The sequence below is a fragment of the Piscinibacter sp. HJYY11 genome, from assembly GCF_016735515.1.
Lineage (GTDB): Bacteria > Pseudomonadota > Gammaproteobacteria > Burkholderiales > Burkholderiaceae_C > Rhizobacter.
Window position 1 is genome coordinate 94,192 of record NZ_JAERQZ010000002.1, and the last position, 21,404, is coordinate 115,595.

Consider the following 21,404-nt stretch of genomic DNA (forward strand, 5'->3'; position numbering starts at 1 on the left):
GTCAGGCCACGCGCTTGACGCTCACGTCTACCTTCATCCCGAGGTAGGACGCCGGCTCGCCGATCCAGCTGCCCGACACAGGCGAGGCCTGTTTCGGGTCGCGCGCCACGCCGACGCGCAGGAGCTGGAAGCCGCCCAGCAGGTTGTTCGTCGGATCGAACGGCACCCAGCCCGCACCCGGCAGGTAGGCCTGCAGCCACGCGTGAGTGGAACCCGCGCCGACCACGTTGGGCTCGGCTTCGGGGTTCGCCTCGTCGAGCGACGGGTCGTACAGGTAGCCCGACACGAAGCGCGTCGCCACACCCAGGCGCCGCGCCGCTTCCATCATCAGGAGCGCGAAGTCGCGGCAGCTGCCGCTGTTCTTCTCGAGCGTCTGCAGCGGTGTCTGCGTGCCTTCCTCGTCGCGTGCGGCATAGCTGAAGTTGTCGCGGATGTGCTGGTTCATCTTCACCAGCAGGTCGCGCGTGCCCGTCGGGCCTTCGGGGTTCATGAACTGCCGCGCCCAGCTGGTGAGCTTGCCGTCGGGGTCGTCGTAGTGCGGCCGCAGGAAATGCTCCAGGTCGAAGCGCTCATCCACCGAATAGGCGAACGGGAAGAACTCCGCTGAAGGCGAGAGCGGCAACTCGAGGTTGTTGCTGTGTGCATGCTCGATGGTGAACGAGCACACGATCTTCAACTCGGCCGCTTCCGTGAGCGGCTGCACCAGCGCCACCGAGTTGGAGAACTGGTCCTGGATCAGCCGGATGTTGGCCTCGGGGCTCACCACCAGGTCGGTGGCCAGCACGCGCAGGTCGTGGCTGTCGAGCGGCCGGAACATGACCCGGTGCTCACCGAAGGTCACCGGCTTGGAATAGCTGTAGGTCGTCGTGTGGACGATGTCGTACTTGATGGGCATGGCCCCTCCTCGAACGCGAGGCCGCAGTGTGCGGCCTCGTCAGTTTCACGTCTGTAGGAGGGCCGTGATGGAAAACGTCAGACGCCCAGCAGTTCCACCTCGAACATCAGCGTCGCGTTCGGCGGGATCACGCCGCCGGCGCCGCGTGCACCATAACCGAGCTCGGGCGGGATCACGAGGATGCGCGTGCCACCGACCTTCATGCCTTGCACGCCTTCGTCCCAGCCGCGGATCACCATGCCGGCGCCCAAGCCGAAGTCGAACGGGTCGCGGCGGTCCTTGCTGCTGTCGAACTTGGCGCCCTTGACGCCGTTGTTGTAGAGCCAGCCGGTGTAGTGCACGGTGACGTGCTGGCCGGCCTGGGCTTCGGGGCCGGAGCCGACGGTGGTGTCTTCGTATTGCAGGCCGGAGGCGGTGGTTTGCATGTTGGGGCTCGCTGAGTAGAAATGAGGATGGCGATGCTAACCGCGCAAACCCGCCCCGGTGCCGTGGGCAATCCCGGGCCCGTCATGGTCATGTCGCCGCGCTCACTAGAGTGGGCCCCTGTCGAATGAAAGGGCCATGCCATGACGCAAGACAAACGCAAGGTCGCAGTGCTCGTGGGCAGCCTGCGCAAGGACTCGATCAACCGCAAACTCGCCCTGGCGATTGCCAAACTGGCGCCTGCGCGGTTCACGTTCGAGCATCTCGAGATTGGCGACCTGCCGCTCTACAACCAGGACCGCGACAACGACATGCCCGAGCCCGCGCTGCGCCTGAAGCGCGAGGTGAGCGCGGCCGATGCGCTGCTCTTCGTGACGCCGGAGTACAACCGCTCGATCCCCGGCGTGCTGAAGAACGCGCTCGACACCGCGTCTCGCCCCTACGGCAAGAACGCGTTCGCCAGGAAGCCGGGTGGCGTCATCGGCACGTCGGGCGGGGGCATCGGCACGGCGCTCGCGCAGCAGCACCTGCGCAACGTGCTGGCCTACCTCGACGTCCCGACGCTCAACCAGCCCGAGGCTTACATCCAGTACAGCGAGAACCTGGTGGACGACGCCGGCACGGTGACCGACGAGAAGAAGCGCGCCTTCCTGCAGACCTGGGTCGACGCCTACGTCGCGTGGGTCGACCTGGTGTTGTCGGCGCCGCGCTGAGCCGACCAGGCCGCGACCATCGCGGCGAGCCAGTCGGGCTGCGGTGCGGCCAGGTCCGGCAGCCCGAGCGTTCGTGCAGCATCGCGCAGTGCGCGGGAGGGGTCGCGCAGGTCGAGCGCCTGCGCGCCGTTCTGCTTCGACAGCTTTTCGCCGTTGGCGCCCAGCACCAGCGGGGTGTGCAGATAGGCCGGAGTGGCGACCCCGAGCAACCGCTGCAGGTGGATTTGCCGAGGCGTGTTGTCGGCCAGGTCTTCGCCCCGCACCACGTGGGTGATGCCTTGTGCCGCGTCGTCGACGACCACGGCCAACTGGTAGCTCCACAGCCCATCGGCCCGCTTGAGCACGAAGTCTCCCACCTCCTGCGTGAGGTTCTGGTGCTGCAGGCCGAGGCGCCGGTCGTGCCAGGTGACCTGGATGTCGTGGCCTTCAGGCGTGCTGGTGAGGCAACGCACCGCCCGGGCAGGCTTGCCGTGCAGGCCACTGCGGCAGGTGCCGGGGTAGACAAGCTCACCGTGTCGCGGTTTGCTGCGCCCTGCGGCGGCGAGCGCGCGCTCGATGTCGCTGCGGGTGCAGCCGCACGGGTAGGCCTGGCCTTGGGCAGTCAGCGAATCGAGCGCCGGTTGATAGAGCGAGGCGCGCTGCGATTGCCAGACGGGCGCTTCGTCCGGGGGCAGGCCGCAGGCGGCGAGCTGCTGCAGGATGAACTGGTCCGCGCCGGGCACGCAGCGGGGAGTGTCCACGTCTTCGATGCGCACGAGCCATGTGCCGCCATGGGCCTGCGCGTCGAGCCAGCTTGCCAGCGCCGCCACGAGCGAGCCCGCGTGCAAGGGCCCGGTGGGCGACGGGGCGAAGCGGCCGCGGTAGGCCACGTTCAAAGACTGCCGAGCGGCACCCGGCTGGCGTGGCGCTGCAACAGCGCCTTGCGGGTGGTTGCGCTCTCCAGCTGGTCGAGCCACCAGCGCAGCGCGAGGCCCATCTGCGGCTTGCGCGCGCCTCCGGTCGCTGTCCCACGCCACGCGTAGCCCATGCGGGCGTTGAGTTGTGGGCGCTGCACCGTCTTCACAACCAGGTGCCCGGCCTCGATGTGCTCGCGCACCATCGGCTCGGGAATGAAGCCGCAGCCCATGCAGCGCAGCAGCGCCTCGATCTTGGCGGGCATGGTGCTGACGGTGAACACGTCCTGCCCCGGCAGCAGGTTGACGGTGAGCGGAGCGAGGCGCTGGGCCGAGTCGGCCACGGCAATGGCGCGGTGGCGCATCAGTTCGGCGTCGGTGATCGCATGGTTCAAGGCGGCCAGCGGGTGGTGGGGCGCGACGACGAAGACAAAGGGCAGGGTGCCGAGCGACTGCAGCTGCACACCCGCGGGCGGTGTCTGCTCCATGCCGACGCCGATGGCCAGGTCGGCCTGCCCATTGACCAGCGCCTCCCAGGTGCCGGCGAGGATCTCGTTGCGCAGGCGCAGCCGGGTGCCGGGGCCGCTGCGATCGGGGTCGTCGCCGCGCGGGCACTGCGCGTAGAAGGCCTCGCAGATCTCGAACATGGTCACGCGGGAGATGGCGCCGTCGACGGCCACGGTGAGCTGCGTCTCCCAGCCGGTGGCGACGCGCTTGACCCGGTTCGCCACCGCGTCGACCTGTTCCAGCAGGCGCCGGCCTTCGTTCAGCAGCTCCTCACCCGCCGCGGTGAGCTTGGCCTGGCGCGACCGGCGGTCGAAGAGCAGCACATCGAGCGCGTCTTCGAGCTGGCGCACGTTGTAGGTCAGGGCCGAGGGCACCTTGCCCAGCTCGCGGGCGGCGGCCGCAAAGCTGCCGGTGCGGGCGATGACGTCCATCATCGCCAGGGCCTCGGGGGTGAGCACATTGCGGGCGTTCAGCATGGGTTCATCTTATTTGAATGAACGCTTCAAGCGGCGACGGCTGTGAGCGCGGCCAGGAGGATCAACATTCCTCCCCAGAAAGGAACGACTCACATGATCACTCTGCGCAAATCCTCCGAACGCGGCTATGCCGACCACGGCTGGCTCAAGTCCTTCCACAGCTTCTCGTTCGCCGACTACTACAACCCCGATCGCATGGGCGTGGGCAACCTGCGCGTCATCAACGAAGACCGCATTGCCCCTGGCACCGGCTTCGGCACGCATGGCCACCGCGACATGGAGATCGTGTCCTACGTGCTCGACGGCGCCCTCGGCCACAAGGACAGCATGGGCAACGGCACCGAGATCGTGCCCGGCGACGTGCAGCGCATGAGCGCCGGCACGGGCGTGCAGCACAGCGAGTTCAACCATGCGAAGGGCCAGACCACGCACTTCCTGCAGATCTGGATCATTCCGGACGAGCGCGGCATCAAGCCCGGCTACGAGCAGAAGCACTTCGACGCGGCGAGCAAGCGCGGCAAGCTGGCGCTGGTGGCGAGCCGCGACGGGCGCGACGGTTCGGTGACCATCCATGCCGATGCGGCGCTGCGGGCCGGCCTCTTCGACGGCGACGAGCGCGCCGAGCTGAAGCTCGACCCCGGCCGCCACACGTATGTGCACGTGGTGCGTGGCAGCGTGCAGGTGAACGGCCAGGCGGCACAGGCGGGTGACGCCGTGGTGCTGCAGCGTGAAGAGGCGCTGAGGCTCGAACAGGGCCAGGACGCCGAGGTGCTGGTGTTCGACCTCGCGCCGTAAGCCTCTTGCCCGAAGCCCTTGATACAGTGCCCGCATGGACACGGTGATCAAGGTCTTCAGCATCCTTCCCTGGGGCGACTGGGTCGCGCTGGCGGCCTTCTTCTTCGGCTGGTCGGGCTACGCCTGGTTCGCCAAGGACCGCTCGCAAACGCGCCCCTCGGTGCTGGCCACCACCAACCGCTACCGGCGGCTCTGGATGATGCAGACCACCTACCGCGACGTGCGCGTGATCGACGGGGTGGTGATCCAGAACCTGTCCACCAGCCCCTCGTTCTTCGCGTCCACCACCATCCTGCTGATCGGCGGCTTGCTGGCCGCACTCAGCGCCGGCGACAAGGCCAGCGACCTCGTGCGCGACATCCCGTTCGCCGCGCGCACCACCGTGCTGATCTTCGAGCTCAAGCTGGTGCTGCTGCTCGTGATCTTCGTCTACGCCTTCTTCCGCTTTACCTGGTCGATGCGGCAATACACCTTCGGTGCCCTGATGATCGCGGCCGCGCCCGAGGCCAAGCAGTTCGACGCGCTGGGTGACGAAGGCGAAGAAAAGCGCAAGGCCTTCGCCGACAAGGCGGGTCGGGTGGTCGGCCTGGCGGCCGAGACCTTCAACGACGGACTGCGGGCGTATTACCTGGCATTCGCCGCGGTGGGTTGGTTCTTCTCACCGCTGATCTTCATGCTGGCCACGGCGGGCGTGATCTGGATCCTGTACCAGCGCGAATTTCACTCCGAGGTGCTGGGGGCGCTCAACAGCTGAGGCGCAAGCGACGGAGCGAGCGACTCCCGCTCGTCGAACACGAAGCAGCCACCCTCGTAGTGCTGGCCGCCCACTTCCTCGAAGTACTTGAGGATGCCGCCTTCCAGCTGCACCACGTTCTCGATGCCGGCCTCGGCCATGTAGATCGCCGCTTTCTCGCAGCGGATGCCACCGGTGCAGTAGCTCACCACGCGCTTGCCGCGCAGCTCGTCGCGATGCGCCTGCACCTGCGCCGGGAACTCGGTGAACTTGGCGATGTTCCAGTCGATGGCGTTGCGGAACTTGCCGTAGCCGACCTCGAAGGCATTGCGCGTGTCGAGCGTGACGACCGGGCGGCCGTCGTCGTCGACGCCAGCGTCGAGCCAGCGGGCCAGCGTCTTCGCATCCACCGCCGGGGCACGGCCCACCTGCGGGCGGATGGTCGGGTGGTTCATGCGGATGATCTCGCGCTTGACCTTCACCAGGAGCTTGCCGAAGGGCACATGGTCGGACCAGCTTTCCTTGGGTGCCAGCGGCGAAAAGCGGGCGTCCTGCTTCAGCCAGGCGACAAAGCCGCGCACCGCCTCGGCCGAACCCGCGAGGAAGAGGTTGATGCCTTCTTCCGCCAGCAAGACGGTGCCTTTCAGCTGCCGTTCCGCGGCTTGTGAGCGGATGCTCTCGCGCAGCGCGAGCGTGTCCGTCAAGGGCACGAAAAGGTAGGAGGAGATGTTCAAAACTGCTGACACACCGGGGATTTTAAGGAGCCCTGCGCTCCCTAAAATGCCCCGATGGCCTTCGTACACCTGCGCACCCACACCGAGTTTTCAGTCGTCGACGGCACCCTGCGCATCGACGAAGTCGTGGGCGCCGCAGCGAAGGATGGGCAGGTGGCCCTCGCCATCACCGACCTCTCGAACATCTTCGGTGGCATCAAGTTCTACAACACCGCGCGCAAGAAGGGCGTGAAGCCCATCCTCGGCGCCGACGTGTGGCTGGAGCCGACCGACGGCGAGAAGCAGCCGAGCCGCATCGTGCTGCTGGTGCAGAGCAAGACGGGCTACCTGAACCTGTGCGAGCTGCTGTCGCGCGGCTGGCTCGACCCCTCGGCGCGAGGGCAGGCGCTGCTGAAGTGGGAATGGCTCAGCGCTTTGAACGGCGGCCTCATCGCGCTCTCGGGAGCCGAGCTCGGCCCGGTCGGCCAGGCGCTGATGGCGCAAGACAACGCGCGTGCATCGGCGGTGGCGCAACGACTCGCCGCGATCTTTCCGCAGCGCTTCTACATCGAGCTGCAGCGCGCCGGCCAGCCGACCAACGAAGCGCACGTGCGCGCCGCCGTGCCGCTGGCCGCGCACCTCAAGCTGCCGGTCGTCGCCACGCACCCGGTGCAGTTCCAGACGCCGGAAGACTTCGAAGCCCACGAAGCCCGCACCTGCATCGCCGAAGGCGAGACGCTCACCAACCCGCGCCGCATCAAGCGCTTCACCCGCGAGCAGTACTTCAAGTCGCAGGCGCAGATGGAGGCGCTCTTCGCCGACATCCCGAGCGCCATCCACAACACCGTCGAGATCGCCAGGCGCTGCAGCCTCTCGCTCGTGCTCGGCAAGCCACGCCTGCCCGACTTCCCGGTGCCCGAGGTCAACGGCGAGAAGATGGAGCCCGAGGCCTACTTCCGTTATGCCTCGCACGAGGGCCTGAAGGAGCGCATGCTCCATCTCTACCCCGATGCGGCCGAGCGCGAACAGCAGCTGCCGCGCTACGTGGAGCGGCTGGAGTTCGAGCTCAACACCATCCTGAAGATGGGCTTCCCCGGCTACTTCCTGATCGTGGCCGACTTCATCAACTGGGCCAAGAACAACGGCTGCCCGGTCGGGCCGGGCCGCGGCTCGGGGGCCGGCTCGCTGGTTGCCTACGCGCTCAAGATCACCGACCTCGACCCGCTGCGCTACAACCTGCTGTTCGAGCGCTTCCTGAACCCGGAACGTGTGTCGATGCCCGACTTCGACATCGACTTCTGCCAGGGCAACCGCGACCGCGTGATCGACTACGTGAAGGACAAGTACGGCCGCGATGCCGTGAGCCAGATCGCGACCTTCGGCACCATGGCCGCCAAGGCCGCGCTGCGCGACGTGGGCCGCGTGCTTGGCATGGGCTACGGCCACGTCGACGGCATCGCCAAGCTCGTGCCGGCGCCGCCCGGCAAGACGGTGACGCTCGCGCGCCCCGGCGACAAGCCCGACCCCGGCCTCATCTACGCCCGTGTCGAAGCGCCCGAGATCGAGCAGCGCGAGAAGAACGAAGAAGAAGTCGCCGAGCTGCTCGCGCTCGCGGAGCGTGTGGAAGGCATGGTGCGCAACATCGGCATGCATGCCGGTGGCGTGCTGATCGCGCCCGGCAAGATCACCGACTTCTGCCCGCTCTACATGCAGCCGGGCAGCGACTCGGCGGTGAGCCAGTACGACAAGGACGACGTCGAAGCCATCGGCCTCGTGAAGTTCGACTTCCTGGGCCTGGCCACGCTCACGATCCTCGAGCTGGCGAAGGACTACATCCGCGCCCGCCGCCCCGGCCAGGAGAACTTCGCGCTCGAGAACATCCCGCTCGATGACCGCGCCGCCTACCGGCTGATGAGCGAAGGCAAGACGGTGGCAGTGTTCCAGCTGGAATCCTCCGGCATGCAGCGCATGCTGAAGGACGCCAAGCCCAGCGTCTTCGAAGACATCATCGCGCTCGTGGCGCTGTACCGGCCGGGCCCGATGGACCTGATCCCGAGCTTCTGCGCGCGCAAGCACGGCCGCGAAGAGGTCGAGTACCCGCATCCGATGATGGAAGAGGTGCTCAAGGAGACCTACGGGATCATGGTCTACCAGGAGCAGGTGATGCAGGTGGCGCAACGCCTGGGCGGCTACTCGCTCGGCGGCGCCGACCTGCTGCGCCGCGCGATGGGCAAGAAGAAGCTCGAGGAGATGGTGGCCCACCGTGCCACCTTCGCCCAGGGGGCGGCGAAGAACGGCATCGAGGAGCCGCTCGCCAACGAGATCTTCGACCTGATGGAGAAGTTCGCGGGCTACGGCTTCAACAAGTCGCACGCCGCGGCGTATGCGCTGCTCGCGTACCACACGGCCTACCTCAAGGCGCACTACCCGGCCGAATTCACCGCGGCCAACATGAGCGTCGCACTCGACGACACCGACAAGCTCAAGATCTTCCACGACGACGCGGTGCAGAACCTCGGCCTCACCTTTGAGCCGCCGAACATCAACACCGGCAACTACCGCTTCGAGCCGGTGGCCGACAAGATCGTGCGCTACGGGCTGGGCGCCATCAAGGGCACGGGGCAGAGCGCCATCGAAGCCATCATCCAGGCACGCAAGGAAGGCGGCCCGTTCAAGAGCCTGTTCGACTTCTGCGCACGGGTCGACCGCAGCCGCATCAACAAGCGCACGGTCGAAGCGCTCATCAAGGCTGGCGCCTTCGACCTGCTGCACCCGGAGCGCTCGCAGGCCGTGGCCAGCATCGGCCTTGCCTTCGACTATGCCGACACCCAAGCCGCGCATGCCGACCAGGGCGGGCTCTTCGACTTCGGCGACTCGCATGCGGCGTCCACCCAGGAGCCCGAGCTGGTGCAAGCGGCCCCGTGGAGCATCAAGGAGCGCCTGAGCCTGGAGAAGGTCGCGCTCGGCTTCTACCTCTCGGGCCACCTCTTCGACCAGAGCGAAGACGAGGTGCGTCGATTTGCCAAGCGCAAGATCGCCGACATCATCGATTCGCGAGAGCCGCAGCTGCTGGCCGGCATCATCGGCGACCTGCGCGTCATCAACGGCCAGCGCGGGCGCGTGGCCATCTTCAAGCTCGACGACAAGAGCGAGGCCATCGAGTCGGTGGTCAACGAAGACGTGCTCAACGCCAACAAGGACCTGCTGAAGGACGATGAGCTCGTCATCGCGCTGGGCAAGGTGCAGCCCGATCGTTTCTCGGGCGGCATGCGCTTCAACATCCAGCAGGTGTGGGACCTCGCCACCGCGCGCTGCAAATTCGGCAAGTACCTGCGAGTGGAGGTCAACGGCAGCGTGCCGCCGGTGGCCGAGGTGCTGCGCGACTTCCCGAGCCGGCGCATCAACACCGAGCAGGGCACGGTCACCAATGGCCTCGGCGTGCGGCTGGTGCTGCAGCGACAGGCCGCCAGCGGTGAGCTGGACCTGGGGGAAGAGGGCCGTTTCTTCCCCACCGATGAAGCGCTGGCCCGTTGGCTGGCCGGCACCCACGGCAAGGCGCAGGTGGTCTACGACTGAGCGAGTGCAAGTGTGGTGGTGCTCCCACCACGGTCAAGGGCTGGCCCTGATCTTGTGCTCGCCGAGGCGTGCCTAAACTGCGGCGCATGCCCGAAAACAACCCCACGACAGGTTTGATCCTCACCGGCGGCGGCGCCCGCGCGGCCTACCAGGTGGGGGTGCTGAAGGCAGTGGCGAGGATTCGCCGGGACGCCGCTCCCTGGCAGTACGGCAACCCCTTCCCGGTCATCACCGGCACGTCGGCCGGTGCCATCAACGCGGCCGCGCTGGCCACCCACTGCGACGATTTCGATGGCGCGGTGAAGGCCATGGCCGACGTCTGGGAGAACTTCCGCGCCGAGCAGGTCTACCGGAGCGACGCGCTGGGCGTGATCCGCACCGGCGCACGCTGGCTGACGATGATGTCGCTCGGCTGGGTCATCGCCCGCTGGCGCCGCGCACGGCTGCGTTCGCTGCTCGACAACAGCCCGCTCGAGACGCTGCTGGGCGAGATCGTCGCGGTGGATCGCCTGCCTGACGTCATGAAGTCAGGCCATCTGCAGGCACTGGCGGTCACCGCGTCGAGCTACAGCTCGGGCACGCACGTGACCTTCTACGACTCGCTGCAGGAGTTCGCGCCATGGAACCGCTCGCAGCGGGTGGCGGTGCATTCGCCGATCACCGTGCAGCACCTGCTGGCGTCGGCGGCCATCCCCTTCGTGTTCCCGGCCGTGCCGCTCGACTTCGATGGCGTCACCGAATACTTCGGCGACGGCTCGATGCGCCAGTCGGCGCCGATCTCGCCGGCGGTGCACCTGGGCGCCCGCCGCATCCTCGTGATCGGTGCCGGCCGCATGCACGAGCCGCCGGGCCGGCGCAAGGTCAGCGGCGCGTATCCGAACTTCGCGCAGATCGCCGGTCATGCCCTGTCCAACATCTTCCTCGATGCGCTGGCCGTCGACGTGGAGCGCCTGCAGCGCATCAACAACACGCTCTCGCTGCTGCCGCCCGAGGCCCTGGCCAACACGACCTTGCGGCCGATCGAGGTGCTGGTGATCGCACCCTCGCAGCGGCTCGACGATCTGGCGGCCAAGCATGTGAACGCGCTACCGACCTCGATCCGCGCGCTGCTGCGTGGCATCGGGGTCAGCGGCAAAGGCACCGACACGCGCGGTGCGGCGCTCGCCAGCTACCTGTTGTTCGAACAGGCGTACACGCGAGAGCTGGTCGCGCTCGGTTGGGCCGACACGATGGCGCGGCGCGACGAGGTGACCGGCTTCTTCGGCTGGGAGCGCCGGCGCGAGCGTCGCGGGCCGGTGCCCGACACCGACTTCCAGACCACCGAGCTGGAATGAAGAAGGCCCGCTGCGCATGTGCGCAGCGGGCCTTGTGATGACAGCGATCGATTCGTTTGGTCTGTCGGCTTACTTGCCGCTCTTGGCCGGGCTCTTCGCTTCGGAGGCGGGCGCGTAGGCCGTGCCGTTGACCGTCAGGCCTTCCTTCGAGAGACGGGTGGCGGCGCCGCTCTTGATGCCCTTCACACGGGCCATCAGGTCGGCCCAGTCCTTGAACTGGCCCTTCTTGCGCTCGTCGAGGATGCGCACGGACACCTTGGTGCCGATGCCCTTGACCGATTCGAGCGTGGCCTGGTCGGCCTTGTTGACGTCGACGGCGGCGAACGCGGTGGCCGCGGCAAACAGCATGGCGAGCGTGCAGATCAGCTTCTTGAACATGTTGATGAACTCCCTTTGATTCGTCTTGGTGTTGACGGGGAGCAGCCGTTCTGCACCCCTGGCGGCACTGTAGCCAAGGGCTGCGTCGGCGTCTTTCCCCTTGAGGGACGCCGACGAAAGGGGGTCGAGCGAAAAGGGGAGGTCAGGTCGGCTGCTGGCTGAGCCATTGCACGTAGCGCGTGACCCCCGTCGTGACGTCGGCGAAGCGGTGGTCGCAGCCGGTGGCGCGCAGCTGCGTCATGTCGGCCTGGGTGTAGCACTGATACTTGCCGACGAGGGCGGGCGGGAAGTCGAAGTACTCGATGAAGCCCTTCGTCACCAGCTCGGTGAGCGACAGCGGGGCTTCGCCCTTGAGGCCGCGCGAGGCGTTGACCACGGCGGCGGCCACATCGTTGAACGGCTGCGCCCGGCCGGTGCCGAGGTTGAAGATCCCGCTCTTCTGGGGGTGCTGCAGGAACCACAGGTTCACCGCCACCACGTCGTCGACCGAGATGAAGTCGCGCGACTGCTCGCCCGCGTTGTAGCCCCCGTAGGGGCCGAAGAGGCGTACGCGGCCCTTCTCGCGGAACTCGTTGAAGTTGTGGAAAGCGACCGACGCCATGCGTGCCTTGTGCTGCTCGCGCTGGCCGTAGACGTTGAAGTAGCGGAAGCCGGCGACCTGTGACTTGCTCGACGAGAGCATGCGCCGGACGACGTTGTCGAACAGGAGCTTGGAGTAGCCGTAGACGTTGAGCGGTTTCTCGAACTGCGGGTCTTCGCGGAAGGTGTCGCTTCCGCCGTAGGTGGCGGCCGACGAGGCGTAGAGCAGCCGCACGCCCTGAGCCTGGCAGGCGTCGAGCAGGTCCTTCGAGCAGCGGTAGTTAGTGTCGAGCATGTAGCGCCCGTTGTGCTCCATGGTGTCGGAGCAGGCGCCCTGGTGCAGCACGGCCTCGACCTTGCCGAACTCGCCGCGTGCGAAGCGGGTGTAGAAGTCGCTCTTGTCGAAGTAGTCGCTGATCTTGGCGCCCAGCAGGTTGCGGTACTTCGGGCCGTCGGTCAGGTCGTCGACGGCGATCACGTCGTCGATGCCGATGGCGTTCAAGCCGTGGACGATGTTGCTGCCGATCATGCCGGCGGCGCCGGTGACAACGATCTTCGTGCTCATTGGAAGAGCTCCTCGTAAGTCAGGGTCGCGTTGCCGAACTTGCCGACGGCGAGGCCGCCGGCCTTGTTGGCGATGGGCACCGCCTCCTGCACCGACAGGCCGCAGGCCATCATGGCGGCGAGCGTGGCGATCACGGTGTCGCCGGCGCCGGTGACGTCGAACACCTCGCGCGCCTGCGCGTGGAAGCGGGTCTCGCCCTTGGCGTCGAAGACGGACATGCCTTCTTCCGAACGCGTCAGCACCAGGCTGTCGAGGCGCAGCTTCTTGCGCAGCGCTTCGGCGCGCTCGTGCAGCTGCGCTTCGCTGCTCCAGTTGCCGATCACCTGGGCCAGCTCGGCGCGGTTGGGGGTGATGGTGGTCGCACCGGCATACCGCTCGTAGTCGTTGCCCTTGGGGTCGACCAGCACCGGCTTGCCGGCCTTGCGGGCCAGCTCGATCATGCGTGGGATGTGCTCGAGGCCGCCCTTGCCGTAGTCGGAGAAGAGCACGACGTCATGCACGGCGAGTGCCTTCTCGAACTCGGGAATCATCTCGGCAAGCACTTCGTGGTCGGGCACGTTCTCGAAGTCGATGCGGATCAACTGCTGTGAGCGGCCGATGATGCGCAGCTTGACGATGGTGTAGAGCTGCGGGTCGTGGCCGAGCAGCGTCTTCACGCCTTTCTGTTCGAGCAGCTGCTGGAGCTTCTGCGCGGGCTCGTCCTGGCCGACGACGGTGAGCAGCGTGGTCTGTGCGCCGAGCGTCTTGGCGTTGAGCGCCACGTTGGCCGCGCCGCCCAGGCGTTCCTCTTCGCGGTTGACCTTGACCACGGGCACCGGCGCTTCGGGAGAGATGCGCTCGACGGCGCCGAACCAGTAGCGGTCGAGCATGGCATCGCCGACGACGAGCACACGGGCCGCTGCCAAACGCTCGCGCGTGACCACGGGTTGAGACATCAGAGATCCTCCAGGCGTTGCGGCGGGTAGCTGTCCCAGCTGAGGCAGCCCGGGCATTGCCAGAAATAGTGCTGGGCTTCGAAGCCGCAGGCGGCGCAGCGGTAGCGCTGCAATGGTTTGGCGGCACGGCCGATGGCCGTGCGCAGGCTTTGCGCTTCGTTTGCTTCGAGGGCGAAGCCTTCGGTGGTCATCTGGCGCAGCAGTTCCTGCGCGGCCGAGAGCGTGGGCTGCTCCTGCAGGTGGGTGAACACGCGGCTGCGTTGGGCGGCGGGGGCCGGGTCGAGCGTGGCAATGGCGGCCAGCAGGTCCATCGTGGGCGCGCGGCGATAGAGGCCCTGTAGGCGCTCGAGCGCGGTGGCTTGCTCGCCGCAGGCCAGCGCGCTCGCAGCGTAGTCGCGCGCGACGAGGTTGAAGGCGGTCGTGTGGGCGGTCAGCAGTTCGCCCCACAAGGTCATCGCCTCCGCGTGGTCGCCACGGGCATGGGCGCGCTGCCCGGCGAGCACGATGGGGCGGGCCGATTGCGGCGCGGCGTCACGCGCCTGGCGCAAGGCCTCGTCGGCTTCGGCGCTCTGCTTGCGCGCGTCGGCTTCCTGCGCGAGTTCACACCAGTAGTGCGCGATGCGCGAGGAGAACGACGCGGTGCCGCTGCGTTCAAGCTTCTGGGCCACCTCGACCGCGGCACGCCAGTCGCGCGAGCGCTCGTGCAGCGTCAGCAGGGCCAGCTGGGCTTCGGTGGCGAACGCGGTGCCTTCGAGCGCCTTGTAGGCCTCTTCGGCGCGGTCGAAGAGGCCGGCCTTCATGAAGTCTTGCGCGAGCGCGTGTTGCGCGCGGTCGCGCTCGGCCTTGGGCAGGTCGGCACGGCTCACCAGGTGCTGGTGAACGCGCACGGCGCGCTCGTATTCGCCTCGGCGTCGGAACAGGTTGCCGAGGGCGAAGTGGAGGTCGGAGGTGTCGGGGTCGTGCTGGACGGCTTCGATGAAGGCGTCGATCGCCTTGTCCTGCTGTTCGTTGAGCAGCAGGTTCAGGCCCTTGAAGTAGGCCTTGGGCGAATCGTGCTGCTCTCGCTTCCATTGCCGCAGGTCGAGGCGTGAACCGAGCCAGCCCAGCGCAAACGCGATCGGCAGGCCCAGCAGCAGCCACTGAAGGTCAAAGTTCATGCTGGAGCAGGCGTGCGTCGGACGGGAGGTTGGGGTCGGTACTGCGCGAGTCGATGCTTGTCCCCGGCATGCCGTCGTTCGGCTGCTGCTGGCGTGCAGCCTGCTTGGCGCGCCACCAGCTCGGCACCATCGCCAGCACGCCGAACACGCAGCCGAGCGTGAAGGCCGCAAGCACGACGAACACCATCGGCGTTCGCCACTCGTGGCCGAAGAACCATTTGAGGCTGGCCTCGTGCTGGTTGTTCAGCGCGAAAGCCAACAGGACGAAGAAGAGGGCGGCTCGAACGAGCCAGATGAAGATGCGCATCACGACTCCGGGCCTCAGATTCTAGGCCGGCGAATGTCGTATGGCGGGGGTGAGGTCAGGAGGAAGTCGACTCGGCAGAAGAGGCCGCAGCGGCTGCTTGTGCAGCGGCCGCGGCTTCCAGTGCGTCGCCACGGGCGTCAACGGCTTCGCGAAGCGCCTTGCCCGGTTTGAAATGCGGCACCAGCTTCTCGGGGATCACCACCTGCTCGCCGGAGCGCGGGTTGCGGCCCACGCGCGGCGGCCGGCGGTTGATCGAGAAGCTGCCGAACCCGCGGATCTCGATGCGGTGCCCGCGCGCGAGCGCGTCGGACATCGCATCCAGGATGGTCTTGACGGCGAACTCCGTGTCACGGTGGGTCAGTTGGCCGAATTGCTCGGCCAGCTTTGCAACGAGATCGGAGCGCGTCATAGAAGCCTGTCAGGTCCTTGAAGTACGGCGTTGGTGGTTCAGCTCAGGGAACGGCTCAGCCGTTGTCCTTGTTGTCGAGCTTCGCGCGGAGCAGGGCGCCGAGGCTGGTGGTGCCTGCGGTTTCACGCTCGTTGCTGGCCGACAGGCGCTGCATGGCTTCCTGCTGGTCGGCGCTGTCCTTGGCCTTGATCGACAACTGGATCGAACGCGTCTTGCGGTCGACGTTAATGATCAGGGCGGAGACTTCGTCGCCTTCCTTCAGCACGTTGCGCGCGTCTTCCACGCGGTCGCGGCTGATTTCAGAGGCACGCAGATAGCCGGTCACGTCGTCGTTCAGCTGGATCTCGGCGCCACGCGCGTCGACCGTCTTGACCTTGCCGGTCACGATCTGGCCACGGTCGTTGACCGAGGTGTAGCTGGTGAACGGGTCGCTGTCGAGCTGCTTGATGCCGAGCGAGATGCGCTCGCGCTCCACATCGACGGCCAGCACGATGGCTTCGACTTCCTGGCCCTTCTTGTAGTTGCGGACCGCGGCTTCGCCCGGCTCGTTCCACGAGAGGTCGGACAGGTGCACCAGGCCATCGATGCCTTGTGCCAGGCCGATGAACACGCCGAAGTCGGTGATCGACTTGACCGGGCCCTTGACCTTGTCGCCGCGCTGCACGGTGCCCGAGAACTCTTCCCACGGGTTGGCCTTGCACTGCTTCATGCCCAGGCTGATGCGGCGCTTGTCTTCGTCGATCTCGAGGACCATGACTTCGACTTCGTCGCCCAGCGAGACGATCTTGCTGGGGGCCACGTTCTTGTTGGTCCAGTCCATCTCGGAGACGTGCACCAGGCCTTCGATGCCCGGCTCGATCTCGACGAACGCGCCGTAGTCGGCGATGTTGGTGACCTTGCCGAACAGGCGGGTGCCTTGCGGGTAGCGGCGCGACACGCCGTGCCATGGGTCGTCGCCCAGCTGCTTGATGCCCAGCGAAACGCGGTTCTTCTCGGCGTCGAACTTGAGGACCTTGGCTTGCAGTTCCTGGCCGACCTGAACGACTTCGCTCGGGTGGCGGACACGGCGCCAGGCCATGTCGGTGATATGCAGCAGGCCGTCGATGCCGCCGAGGTCGACGAACGCACCGTATTCGGTGATGTTCTTGACCACGCCGGTGACGATGGCGCCTTCGGACAGCGTGCCGAGCAGCTTGGCGCGCTCTTCACCCATCGAGGCTTCGACCACGGCACGGCGCGACAGCACGACGTTGTTGCGCTTGCGGTCGAGCTTGATGACCTTGAATTCCATGGTCTTGCCCTCGAAGGGCGACATGTCTTTCACAGGACGCGTGTCGAGCAGCGAGCCGGGCAGGAAGGCGCGGATGCCGTTCACCAGGACGGTCAGGCCACCCTTGACCTTGCCGTTGACGGTGCCGGTCACGAATTCGCCGGACTCCAGGGCCTTTTCCAGGGACAGCCACGAGGCGAGGCGCTTGGCCTTGTCGCGCGAGAGGATGGTGTCGCCGTAGCCGTTTTCGACGGCATCGATCGCGACGGAGACGAAATCGCCCGGCTGAACTTCGAGTTCGCCCTGGTCGTTCTTGAATTCATCGATGGGCACGTAGGCTTCGGACTTGAGGCCTGCGTTGACCACCACGAAGTTGTGCTCGACGCGCACGACTTCAGCCGTGATGACTTCGCCTGCACGCATCTCCGATTTGTTCAGAGATTCTTCGAACAGGGCGGCAAAGGATTCCATCCCGGCAGGGGCGGCGGTTTGTGCTTGAGGCATGGGGACTTTCTGTGTGGCAGGTGCCACGGGTTAGGTTGAACACCCGCCGCTTCGGAGCGCCTTGAACTTGTGGGGCAAGAAAGGCGCAGAGGTGAAACGGCGGACCGGTTTGCCCGGACGGGCCTTGAGAACAAGTCTCTTTCGATCAGGCCTGGCCGAACGGGTTGCGTTGCTGCCACCACTCCAGGACCTTGGCGACACACTGGTCGACCGAGAGCTCGGAGTTGTCGAGCACCATCGCATCTTCGGCTGGCTTGAGAGGTGAGGCGGTGCGGGATTTGTCCCGTGCGTCCCGTGCCTCGAGGTCGGCGCGAAGGGTGGCAATACTAGTCGAAATTCCCTTGGAAATCAATTGCTTATGGCGTCTTTCAGCCCGCACCGCGGCGCTGGCGACGACGAAGACCTTGAGCTGGGCGCCGGGGAAGATGACGGTGCCCATGTCGCGCCCGTCGGCCACCAGGCCGGGCAGCCGGCGGTGGGAGAGTTGCAGCTGCAGCAGGGCGGCGCGCACGGCCGGCCAGACCGAGACCTTGGAGGCCATGGCGCCCACGTCCTCGCGGCGCAGCTCGTCGCTGACCTCGGTGCCGCCGAGCCAGATCTGCTGGTGGGCGAACTTGAGCTTCAGGCCGGCAGCCACGGCGGCGAGCCCGGCTTCGTCGGTTTCGGACACGCCGGCCTGCATCGCCGCCAGGGCGGTGGCACGGTAGAGCGCCCCGGAGTCGAGGAAGTGGTAGCCCAGGGCCTGGGCGACGGCGCTGGCCAGCGTGCCCTTGCCGGAGGCAGTCGGGCCGTCGACGGTGATCACTGGGATCGACGACGTGTCGGTGCGGGCGACGGCGAAAAGCGTCTCGAAGTAGTCAGGGAAGGTCTTGCCGACGCAGCGCGGGTCGAGGATGCGCACCGGCTGGCGGGCGGGGTTGTAGGCGGCCAGCGAGAAGCACATGGCGACACGGTGGTCGTCGTAGGTGTGGATCGACGCGGGCGTGAACGTCGTCGGGGGTGTGACCTCGATGAAATCGGCGCCCTCGGTGACGGTCGCGCCCAGCTTGCGCAGCTCGGTGGCCATCGCGGCGATGCGGTCGGTCTCCTTCACGCGCCAGCTGGCGATGTTGTCCAGGCGCGTGCTGCCGTCGGCGTAGAGCGCCATCACTGCAAGCGTCATCGCCGCATCGGGGATGTGGTTGCAGTCGAGCGTGATCGCCTTCAGCGGCCAGGCGCCCCGGCGCACTTCCAGCCAGCCGGGGCCGCTCGTGATCTCGGCGCCCATGAGACGGGCGGCGTCGATGAAGCGGATGTCGCCCTGGATCGAGTCACTGCCCACGCCTTCGATGCGCACCGGCCAGCTTTCGAAGCCGGCAATGGCGCCGAGGGCGATGAAATACGACGCCGACGAGGCATCGGCCTCGACGTGGATGCTGCCGGGCGAGCGGTATTCACTGCCTTGCGGGATCGTGAAGCGTTGCCAGCCGTCACGCTGCACCTCGATGCCGAAACGCTGCAGCAGGTTGAGCGTGATCTCGACGTAGGGCTTGGAGATCAGCTCGCCCACCACCTCGATCGTGATCGGGTTGGCCTGCGACACCAGCGGCAGCGCGAGCAGCAGCGCGGTGAGGAACTGGCTCGACACATCGCCGCGCACCCGGATCGGGTCGGTGGTGCGCAGCGCGCCGCCCTTCAGGCGCAGCGGCGGGTAGCCGTCCTGCCCGAGGTAGTCGATCGTGCAGCCCAGTTGGCGCAATGCGTCGATCAAATCGCCGATCGGCCGCTCGTGCATGCGCGGCACACCCTTGAGGTCGAATTCGCCACCGCCTTGCGCGCTGAGCACCGACAGCGCCGCGGTCAAGGGTCGCATCGCCGTGCCGGCGTTGCCGAGAAAGAGCTGAGCCTGCTTCACCGACAGTGCCCCGCCGAGGCCGGTGATGCGCACGGTGGTGCCGTCGGTCTGCACATCGCAGCCGAGCTGGCGCAGGGCGGTCAGCATGACCTGCGTGTCGTCGGAATCGAGCAGGTCGTAGACGGTGGTGGTGCCACGGCTCAGGCCGGCCAGCAGCAGCACGCGGTTGGAGATGCTCTTGGAGCCGGGCAGCCGCACCGTGCCGTGGGCCGATTGCAGCGGGGGGATGTCAAGGAACGGCGTGGTGTACATGGGGACAACGGTGCGCCGCGCCCGGAGCGCAGCCTTGTGTCAGCGAGACGACCCGGACTTGCCGGCGCCCATCTGCCAGTTGGCGCGGGCATCCGAGGCGCTGCGGATCAGGTCTTCGAGCGCTTCGACGTTGCTGGTCTTGATGACGTGCTCGAGCGCATCCAGCGTGTGGCGGAAGCGCATCGACTGCTTGAGGATCTCTTCGCGGTTCGACATCAGGATGTCGCGCCACACTTCGGGGTCGCTCGCAGCGATGCGGGTGAAATCGCGAAAGCCCGGGCCGGCGAGCGAGAGGAAATCGCGCCCCGCCGGCTGCTTGGCCACCGAGTTGAAAAAGGCGAAAGCCAGCATGTGCGGCAGGTGGCTCACGGCGGCAAAGGCGGCGTCGTGGTTCTCCGGCGTCATGCGCAAGACCTGTGCGCCGATGGCCGACCACACGTCGGTCGCTTTCTGCACGAGATCGGTGTTGGTCTGCGGCAGCGGCGTGATGATGACTTGGCGGCCGGCATAGAGCGAGGCATCGGCATGCGCCACCCCCGACACTTCCTTGCCGGCGATCGGGTGTGCGGGCACGAAGGAGCCGACACGCTCCTTCAGCACTCGCCGCGCCGCATCAACCACGTCGCGCTTGGTCGAGCCCACGTCCATGAACAGCACCCCCGGCTCGACCAGGTGGCGGATGGCCTTGAACGTGGCTTCGCTGGCCGACACGGGCACGGCCATGATCACGATGTCGGAGCCCGAGACGGCGAGCAGCGCCGACTCGGCGGTGTCGTCGATCACGCCCATCTTCTTGGCGCGTTCGGTGGTCGAGGGTGACTTGCTGTAGCCGATGACGCGCTTGACCAGGCCGGCCCGCTTGAGGGCCAGTGCGAAGGAGCCGCCCATCAGGCCGCATCCAATCACGCCAAGCTGGTTGAACATCTTTGAATCAGCTTTCAGTGCACGTCGATCGGGTAGGTGCCGAGCAACTTGAAGAACGCGCAGGCTTCCCGCAACTCGCGCAGCGCGGTGGCCACGTGCGGCTGGTCGGGGTGACCCTGCAGGTCGATGTAGAAGTAGTACTCCCACTGGCCCGAGCGGGCCGGGCGGGACTCGAAGCGGGTCATCGACACGCCATGCTGCTTGAGCGGAACCAGCATGTCATGCACCGCGCCCGGCCGGTTGGTGACCGAGACCACGAGGCTCGTGCAGTCGTGGCCCGAGGCACGCGGCTGCGGGTGACGGCCCGGGTGGGTGACGACGGCAAAGCGGGTGCGGTTGTTGGCTTCGTCCTGGATGGCGGGCGCGATCAGATGCAGGCCGAATTCGCTGCCGGCGCGGGCACTGGCGATCGCGGCAAGCTTGGAGTCGGCCGCAGCCAGGCGCGCGCCCTCGGCGTTGCTTGCCACCGGGCGACGCTCGACGTTCGGCAGGTGCGTGCCCAGCCAGCCATGGCACTGCGCCAGGGCCTGTGGGTGGGCCACGACGGCGTCGATGTCGGCGAGCGAGTTGTCCTTGCGCAGCAGGTTGTGCTGCACGAAGAGGCTCGTCTCGCCAATGATGAAGAGCGGGGTGGTGAGGAAGAGGTCGAGCGAGCGGGTGACCACGCCTTCGGTCGAGTTCTCGACCGGCACCACGCCGAAGTCAGCCGCGCCCGAGGTCGTGACGTGGAAGACCTCGTCGAAGCTCGCACAGGGGATCTTCACGATCGACGAGCCGAAGAACCCCAGCGCCGCTTCTTCGCTGAAGGTGCCGGCAGGCCCGAGGTAGGCGACGCGGGTGGGCGTCTCGAGCGCGCGGCAGGCCGACATGATCTCGCGCCAGATCGGCGCCACGCTCTCAGCCAGCAGCGGGCCGGGGTTGAGCGCTTTCATGCCATCGATGACCTGTGCCTCGCGCTCGGGGCGGAAGGCCACGGAGCCTTCCTTCTTTTTCACCTCGCCGACTTCCTGCGCCAAGCGGGCGCGGCGGTTCAGAAGTGACAGCAACTCACGGTCGACCTCGTCGATCTGCGTCCGAAGGGCCAGCAGATCGGGATGGAGGGCAGGGGATTGGTCAGCCATGGGTGACGGAAATTGTCGCACGCAGCCTGGGGCCATCGGCAAGTGACGGCC

General features: G+C 67.0%; 20 protein-coding genes. 5 read left to right on the top strand and 15 right to left on the bottom strand.

Features of this window, described 5'->3' with window-relative positions:
• Window position 1 precedes the first annotated feature (1 nt).
• Both JI745_RS24200 and JI745_RS24205 read right to left on the bottom strand, forming a co-directional pair.
• Entirely contained in the window at window positions 2-895 is an 894-nt protein-coding gene (locus JI745_RS24200; protein WP_201812975.1) for a transglutaminase family protein, read from the bottom strand.
• Window positions 896-972: 77 nt separating this feature from the next.
• Window positions 973-1,320: an FKBP-type peptidyl-prolyl cis-trans isomerase gene (locus JI745_RS24205; RefSeq protein WP_201812976.1), complete on the bottom strand. Its 348-nt coding sequence runs from the start codon at window positions 1,318-1,320 to the stop codon at window positions 973-975.
• Between the two features lie 141 nt (window positions 1,321-1,461).
• Between JI745_RS24205 and JI745_RS24210 the strand changes: the two genes are divergently transcribed.
• Complete coding sequence (locus JI745_RS24210; protein WP_201812977.1) at window positions 1,462-2,031, top strand: NADPH-dependent FMN reductase; 570 nt, start codon at window positions 1,462-1,464, stop codon at window positions 2,029-2,031.
• Here the strand turns inward: JI745_RS24210 and gluQRS are convergent.
• Together gluQRS and JI745_RS24220 are read right to left on the bottom strand one after the other, a co-directional pair.
• On the bottom strand, window positions 1,989-2,900 hold the full coding sequence (gene gluQRS / locus JI745_RS24215) for a tRNA glutamyl-Q(34) synthetase GluQRS (protein ID WP_404932856.1): 912 nt from the start codon (window positions 2,898-2,900) through the stop codon (window positions 1,989-1,991). The genes JI745_RS24210 and gluQRS overlap by 43 nt on opposite strands.
• A gap of 2 nt (window positions 2,901-2,902) precedes the next feature.
• Complete coding sequence (locus JI745_RS24220) at window positions 2,903-3,907, bottom strand: LysR substrate-binding domain-containing protein (protein WP_201812979.1); 1,005 nt, start codon at window positions 3,905-3,907, stop codon at window positions 2,903-2,905.
• A gap of 93 nt (window positions 3,908-4,000) precedes the next feature.
• On the opposite strand from JI745_RS24220, the gene JI745_RS24225 reads away from it, so the two are divergent.
• Both JI745_RS24225 and JI745_RS24230 read left to right on the top strand, forming a co-directional pair.
• Window positions 4,001-4,702 carry a pirin family protein gene (locus JI745_RS24225; RefSeq protein ID WP_201812981.1) on the top strand — a complete coding sequence of 234 codons (702 nt, stop codon included), beginning with the start codon at window positions 4,001-4,003 and terminating at the stop codon, window positions 4,700-4,702.
• A 34-nt stretch (window positions 4,703-4,736) separates the two neighbouring features.
• The gene (locus JI745_RS24230) at window positions 4,737-5,456 is read left to right on the top strand and encodes a DUF599 domain-containing protein (RefSeq protein WP_201812983.1); all 720 of its coding nucleotides are present in this window, start codon (window positions 4,737-4,739) and stop codon (window positions 5,454-5,456) included.
• Here JI745_RS24230 and JI745_RS24235 read toward each other — a convergent pair.
• Window positions 5,423-6,181, bottom strand: coding sequence for a sulfurtransferase (locus JI745_RS24235; protein ID WP_201812985.1), 759 nt, complete (start codon window positions 6,179-6,181; stop codon window positions 5,423-5,425). The two genes, JI745_RS24230 and JI745_RS24235, sit on opposite strands and share 34 nt — an antisense overlap.
• A gap of 42 nt (window positions 6,182-6,223) precedes the next feature.
• Between JI745_RS24235 and dnaE the strand changes: the two genes are divergently transcribed.
• On the top strand, window positions 6,224-9,724 hold the full coding sequence (gene dnaE / locus JI745_RS24240; RefSeq protein ID WP_201812987.1) for a DNA polymerase III subunit alpha: 3,501 nt from the start codon (window positions 6,224-6,226) through the stop codon (window positions 9,722-9,724).
• 86 nt (window positions 9,725-9,810) lie between these two features.
• Complete coding sequence (locus JI745_RS24245; protein ID WP_201812996.1) at window positions 9,811-11,058, top strand: patatin-like phospholipase family protein; 1,248 nt, start codon at window positions 9,811-9,813, stop codon at window positions 11,056-11,058.
• A 69-nt stretch (window positions 11,059-11,127) separates the two neighbouring features.
• Here JI745_RS24245 and JI745_RS24250 read toward each other — a convergent pair whose 3' ends face one another.
• The 10 genes from JI745_RS24250 to pheA form a co-directional block, all read right to left on the bottom strand.
• Entirely contained in the window at window positions 11,128-11,436 is a 309-nt protein-coding gene (locus JI745_RS24250; RefSeq protein ID WP_201812998.1) for a DUF655 domain-containing protein, read from the bottom strand.
• A gap of 142 nt (window positions 11,437-11,578) precedes the next feature.
• On the bottom strand, window positions 11,579-12,580 hold the full coding sequence (rfaD, locus tag JI745_RS24255; protein WP_201812999.1) for an ADP-glyceromanno-heptose 6-epimerase: 1,002 nt from the start codon (window positions 12,578-12,580) through the stop codon (window positions 11,579-11,581).
• The gene (rfaE1, locus tag JI745_RS24260) at window positions 12,577-13,515 is read right to left on the bottom strand and encodes a D-glycero-beta-D-manno-heptose-7-phosphate kinase (RefSeq protein ID WP_201813000.1); all 939 of its coding nucleotides are present in this window, start codon (window positions 13,513-13,515) and stop codon (window positions 12,577-12,579) included. Before rfaE1 ends, rfaD begins: the two co-directional genes overlap by 4 nt.
• The gene (gene lapB, locus JI745_RS24265; protein WP_201813001.1) at window positions 13,515-14,672 is read right to left on the bottom strand and encodes a lipopolysaccharide assembly protein LapB; all 1,158 of its coding nucleotides are present in this window, start codon (window positions 14,670-14,672) and stop codon (window positions 13,515-13,517) included. The genes rfaE1 and lapB overlap by 1 nt, the downstream gene beginning before the upstream one ends.
• On the bottom strand, window positions 14,662-14,979 hold the full coding sequence (locus JI745_RS24270) for a lipopolysaccharide assembly LapA domain-containing protein (RefSeq protein ID WP_201813002.1): 318 nt from the start codon (window positions 14,977-14,979) through the stop codon (window positions 14,662-14,664). The genes lapB and JI745_RS24270 overlap by 11 nt, the downstream gene beginning before the upstream one ends.
• A gap of 55 nt (window positions 14,980-15,034) precedes the next feature.
• On the bottom strand, window positions 15,035-15,388 hold the full coding sequence (locus JI745_RS24275) for an integration host factor subunit beta (RefSeq protein ID WP_201813003.1): 354 nt from the start codon (window positions 15,386-15,388) through the stop codon (window positions 15,035-15,037).
• A gap of 55 nt (window positions 15,389-15,443) precedes the next feature.
• Entirely contained in the window at window positions 15,444-17,162 is a 1,719-nt protein-coding gene (gene rpsA / locus JI745_RS24280; protein ID WP_201813004.1) for a 30S ribosomal protein S1, read from the bottom strand.
• A 145-nt stretch (window positions 17,163-17,307) separates the two neighbouring features.
• Window positions 17,308-19,308, bottom strand: a complete 2,001-nt coding sequence (locus JI745_RS24285; protein WP_201813005.1) for a bifunctional 3-phosphoshikimate 1-carboxyvinyltransferase/cytidylate kinase — start codon at window positions 19,306-19,308, stop codon at window positions 17,308-17,310.
• Window positions 19,309-19,347: 39 nt separating this feature from the next.
• A complete protein-coding gene (locus JI745_RS24290) occupies window positions 19,348-20,232 on the bottom strand; it encodes a prephenate dehydrogenase/arogenate dehydrogenase family protein (RefSeq protein ID WP_201813007.1) in 885 nt (294 codons plus the stop codon).
• Window positions 20,233-20,246: 14 nt separating this feature from the next.
• Window positions 20,247-21,353, bottom strand: coding sequence for a prephenate dehydratase (gene pheA, locus JI745_RS24295; RefSeq protein WP_201813009.1), 1,107 nt, complete (start codon window positions 21,351-21,353; stop codon window positions 20,247-20,249).
• Between the last annotated feature and the right edge of the window lie 51 nt (window positions 21,354-21,404).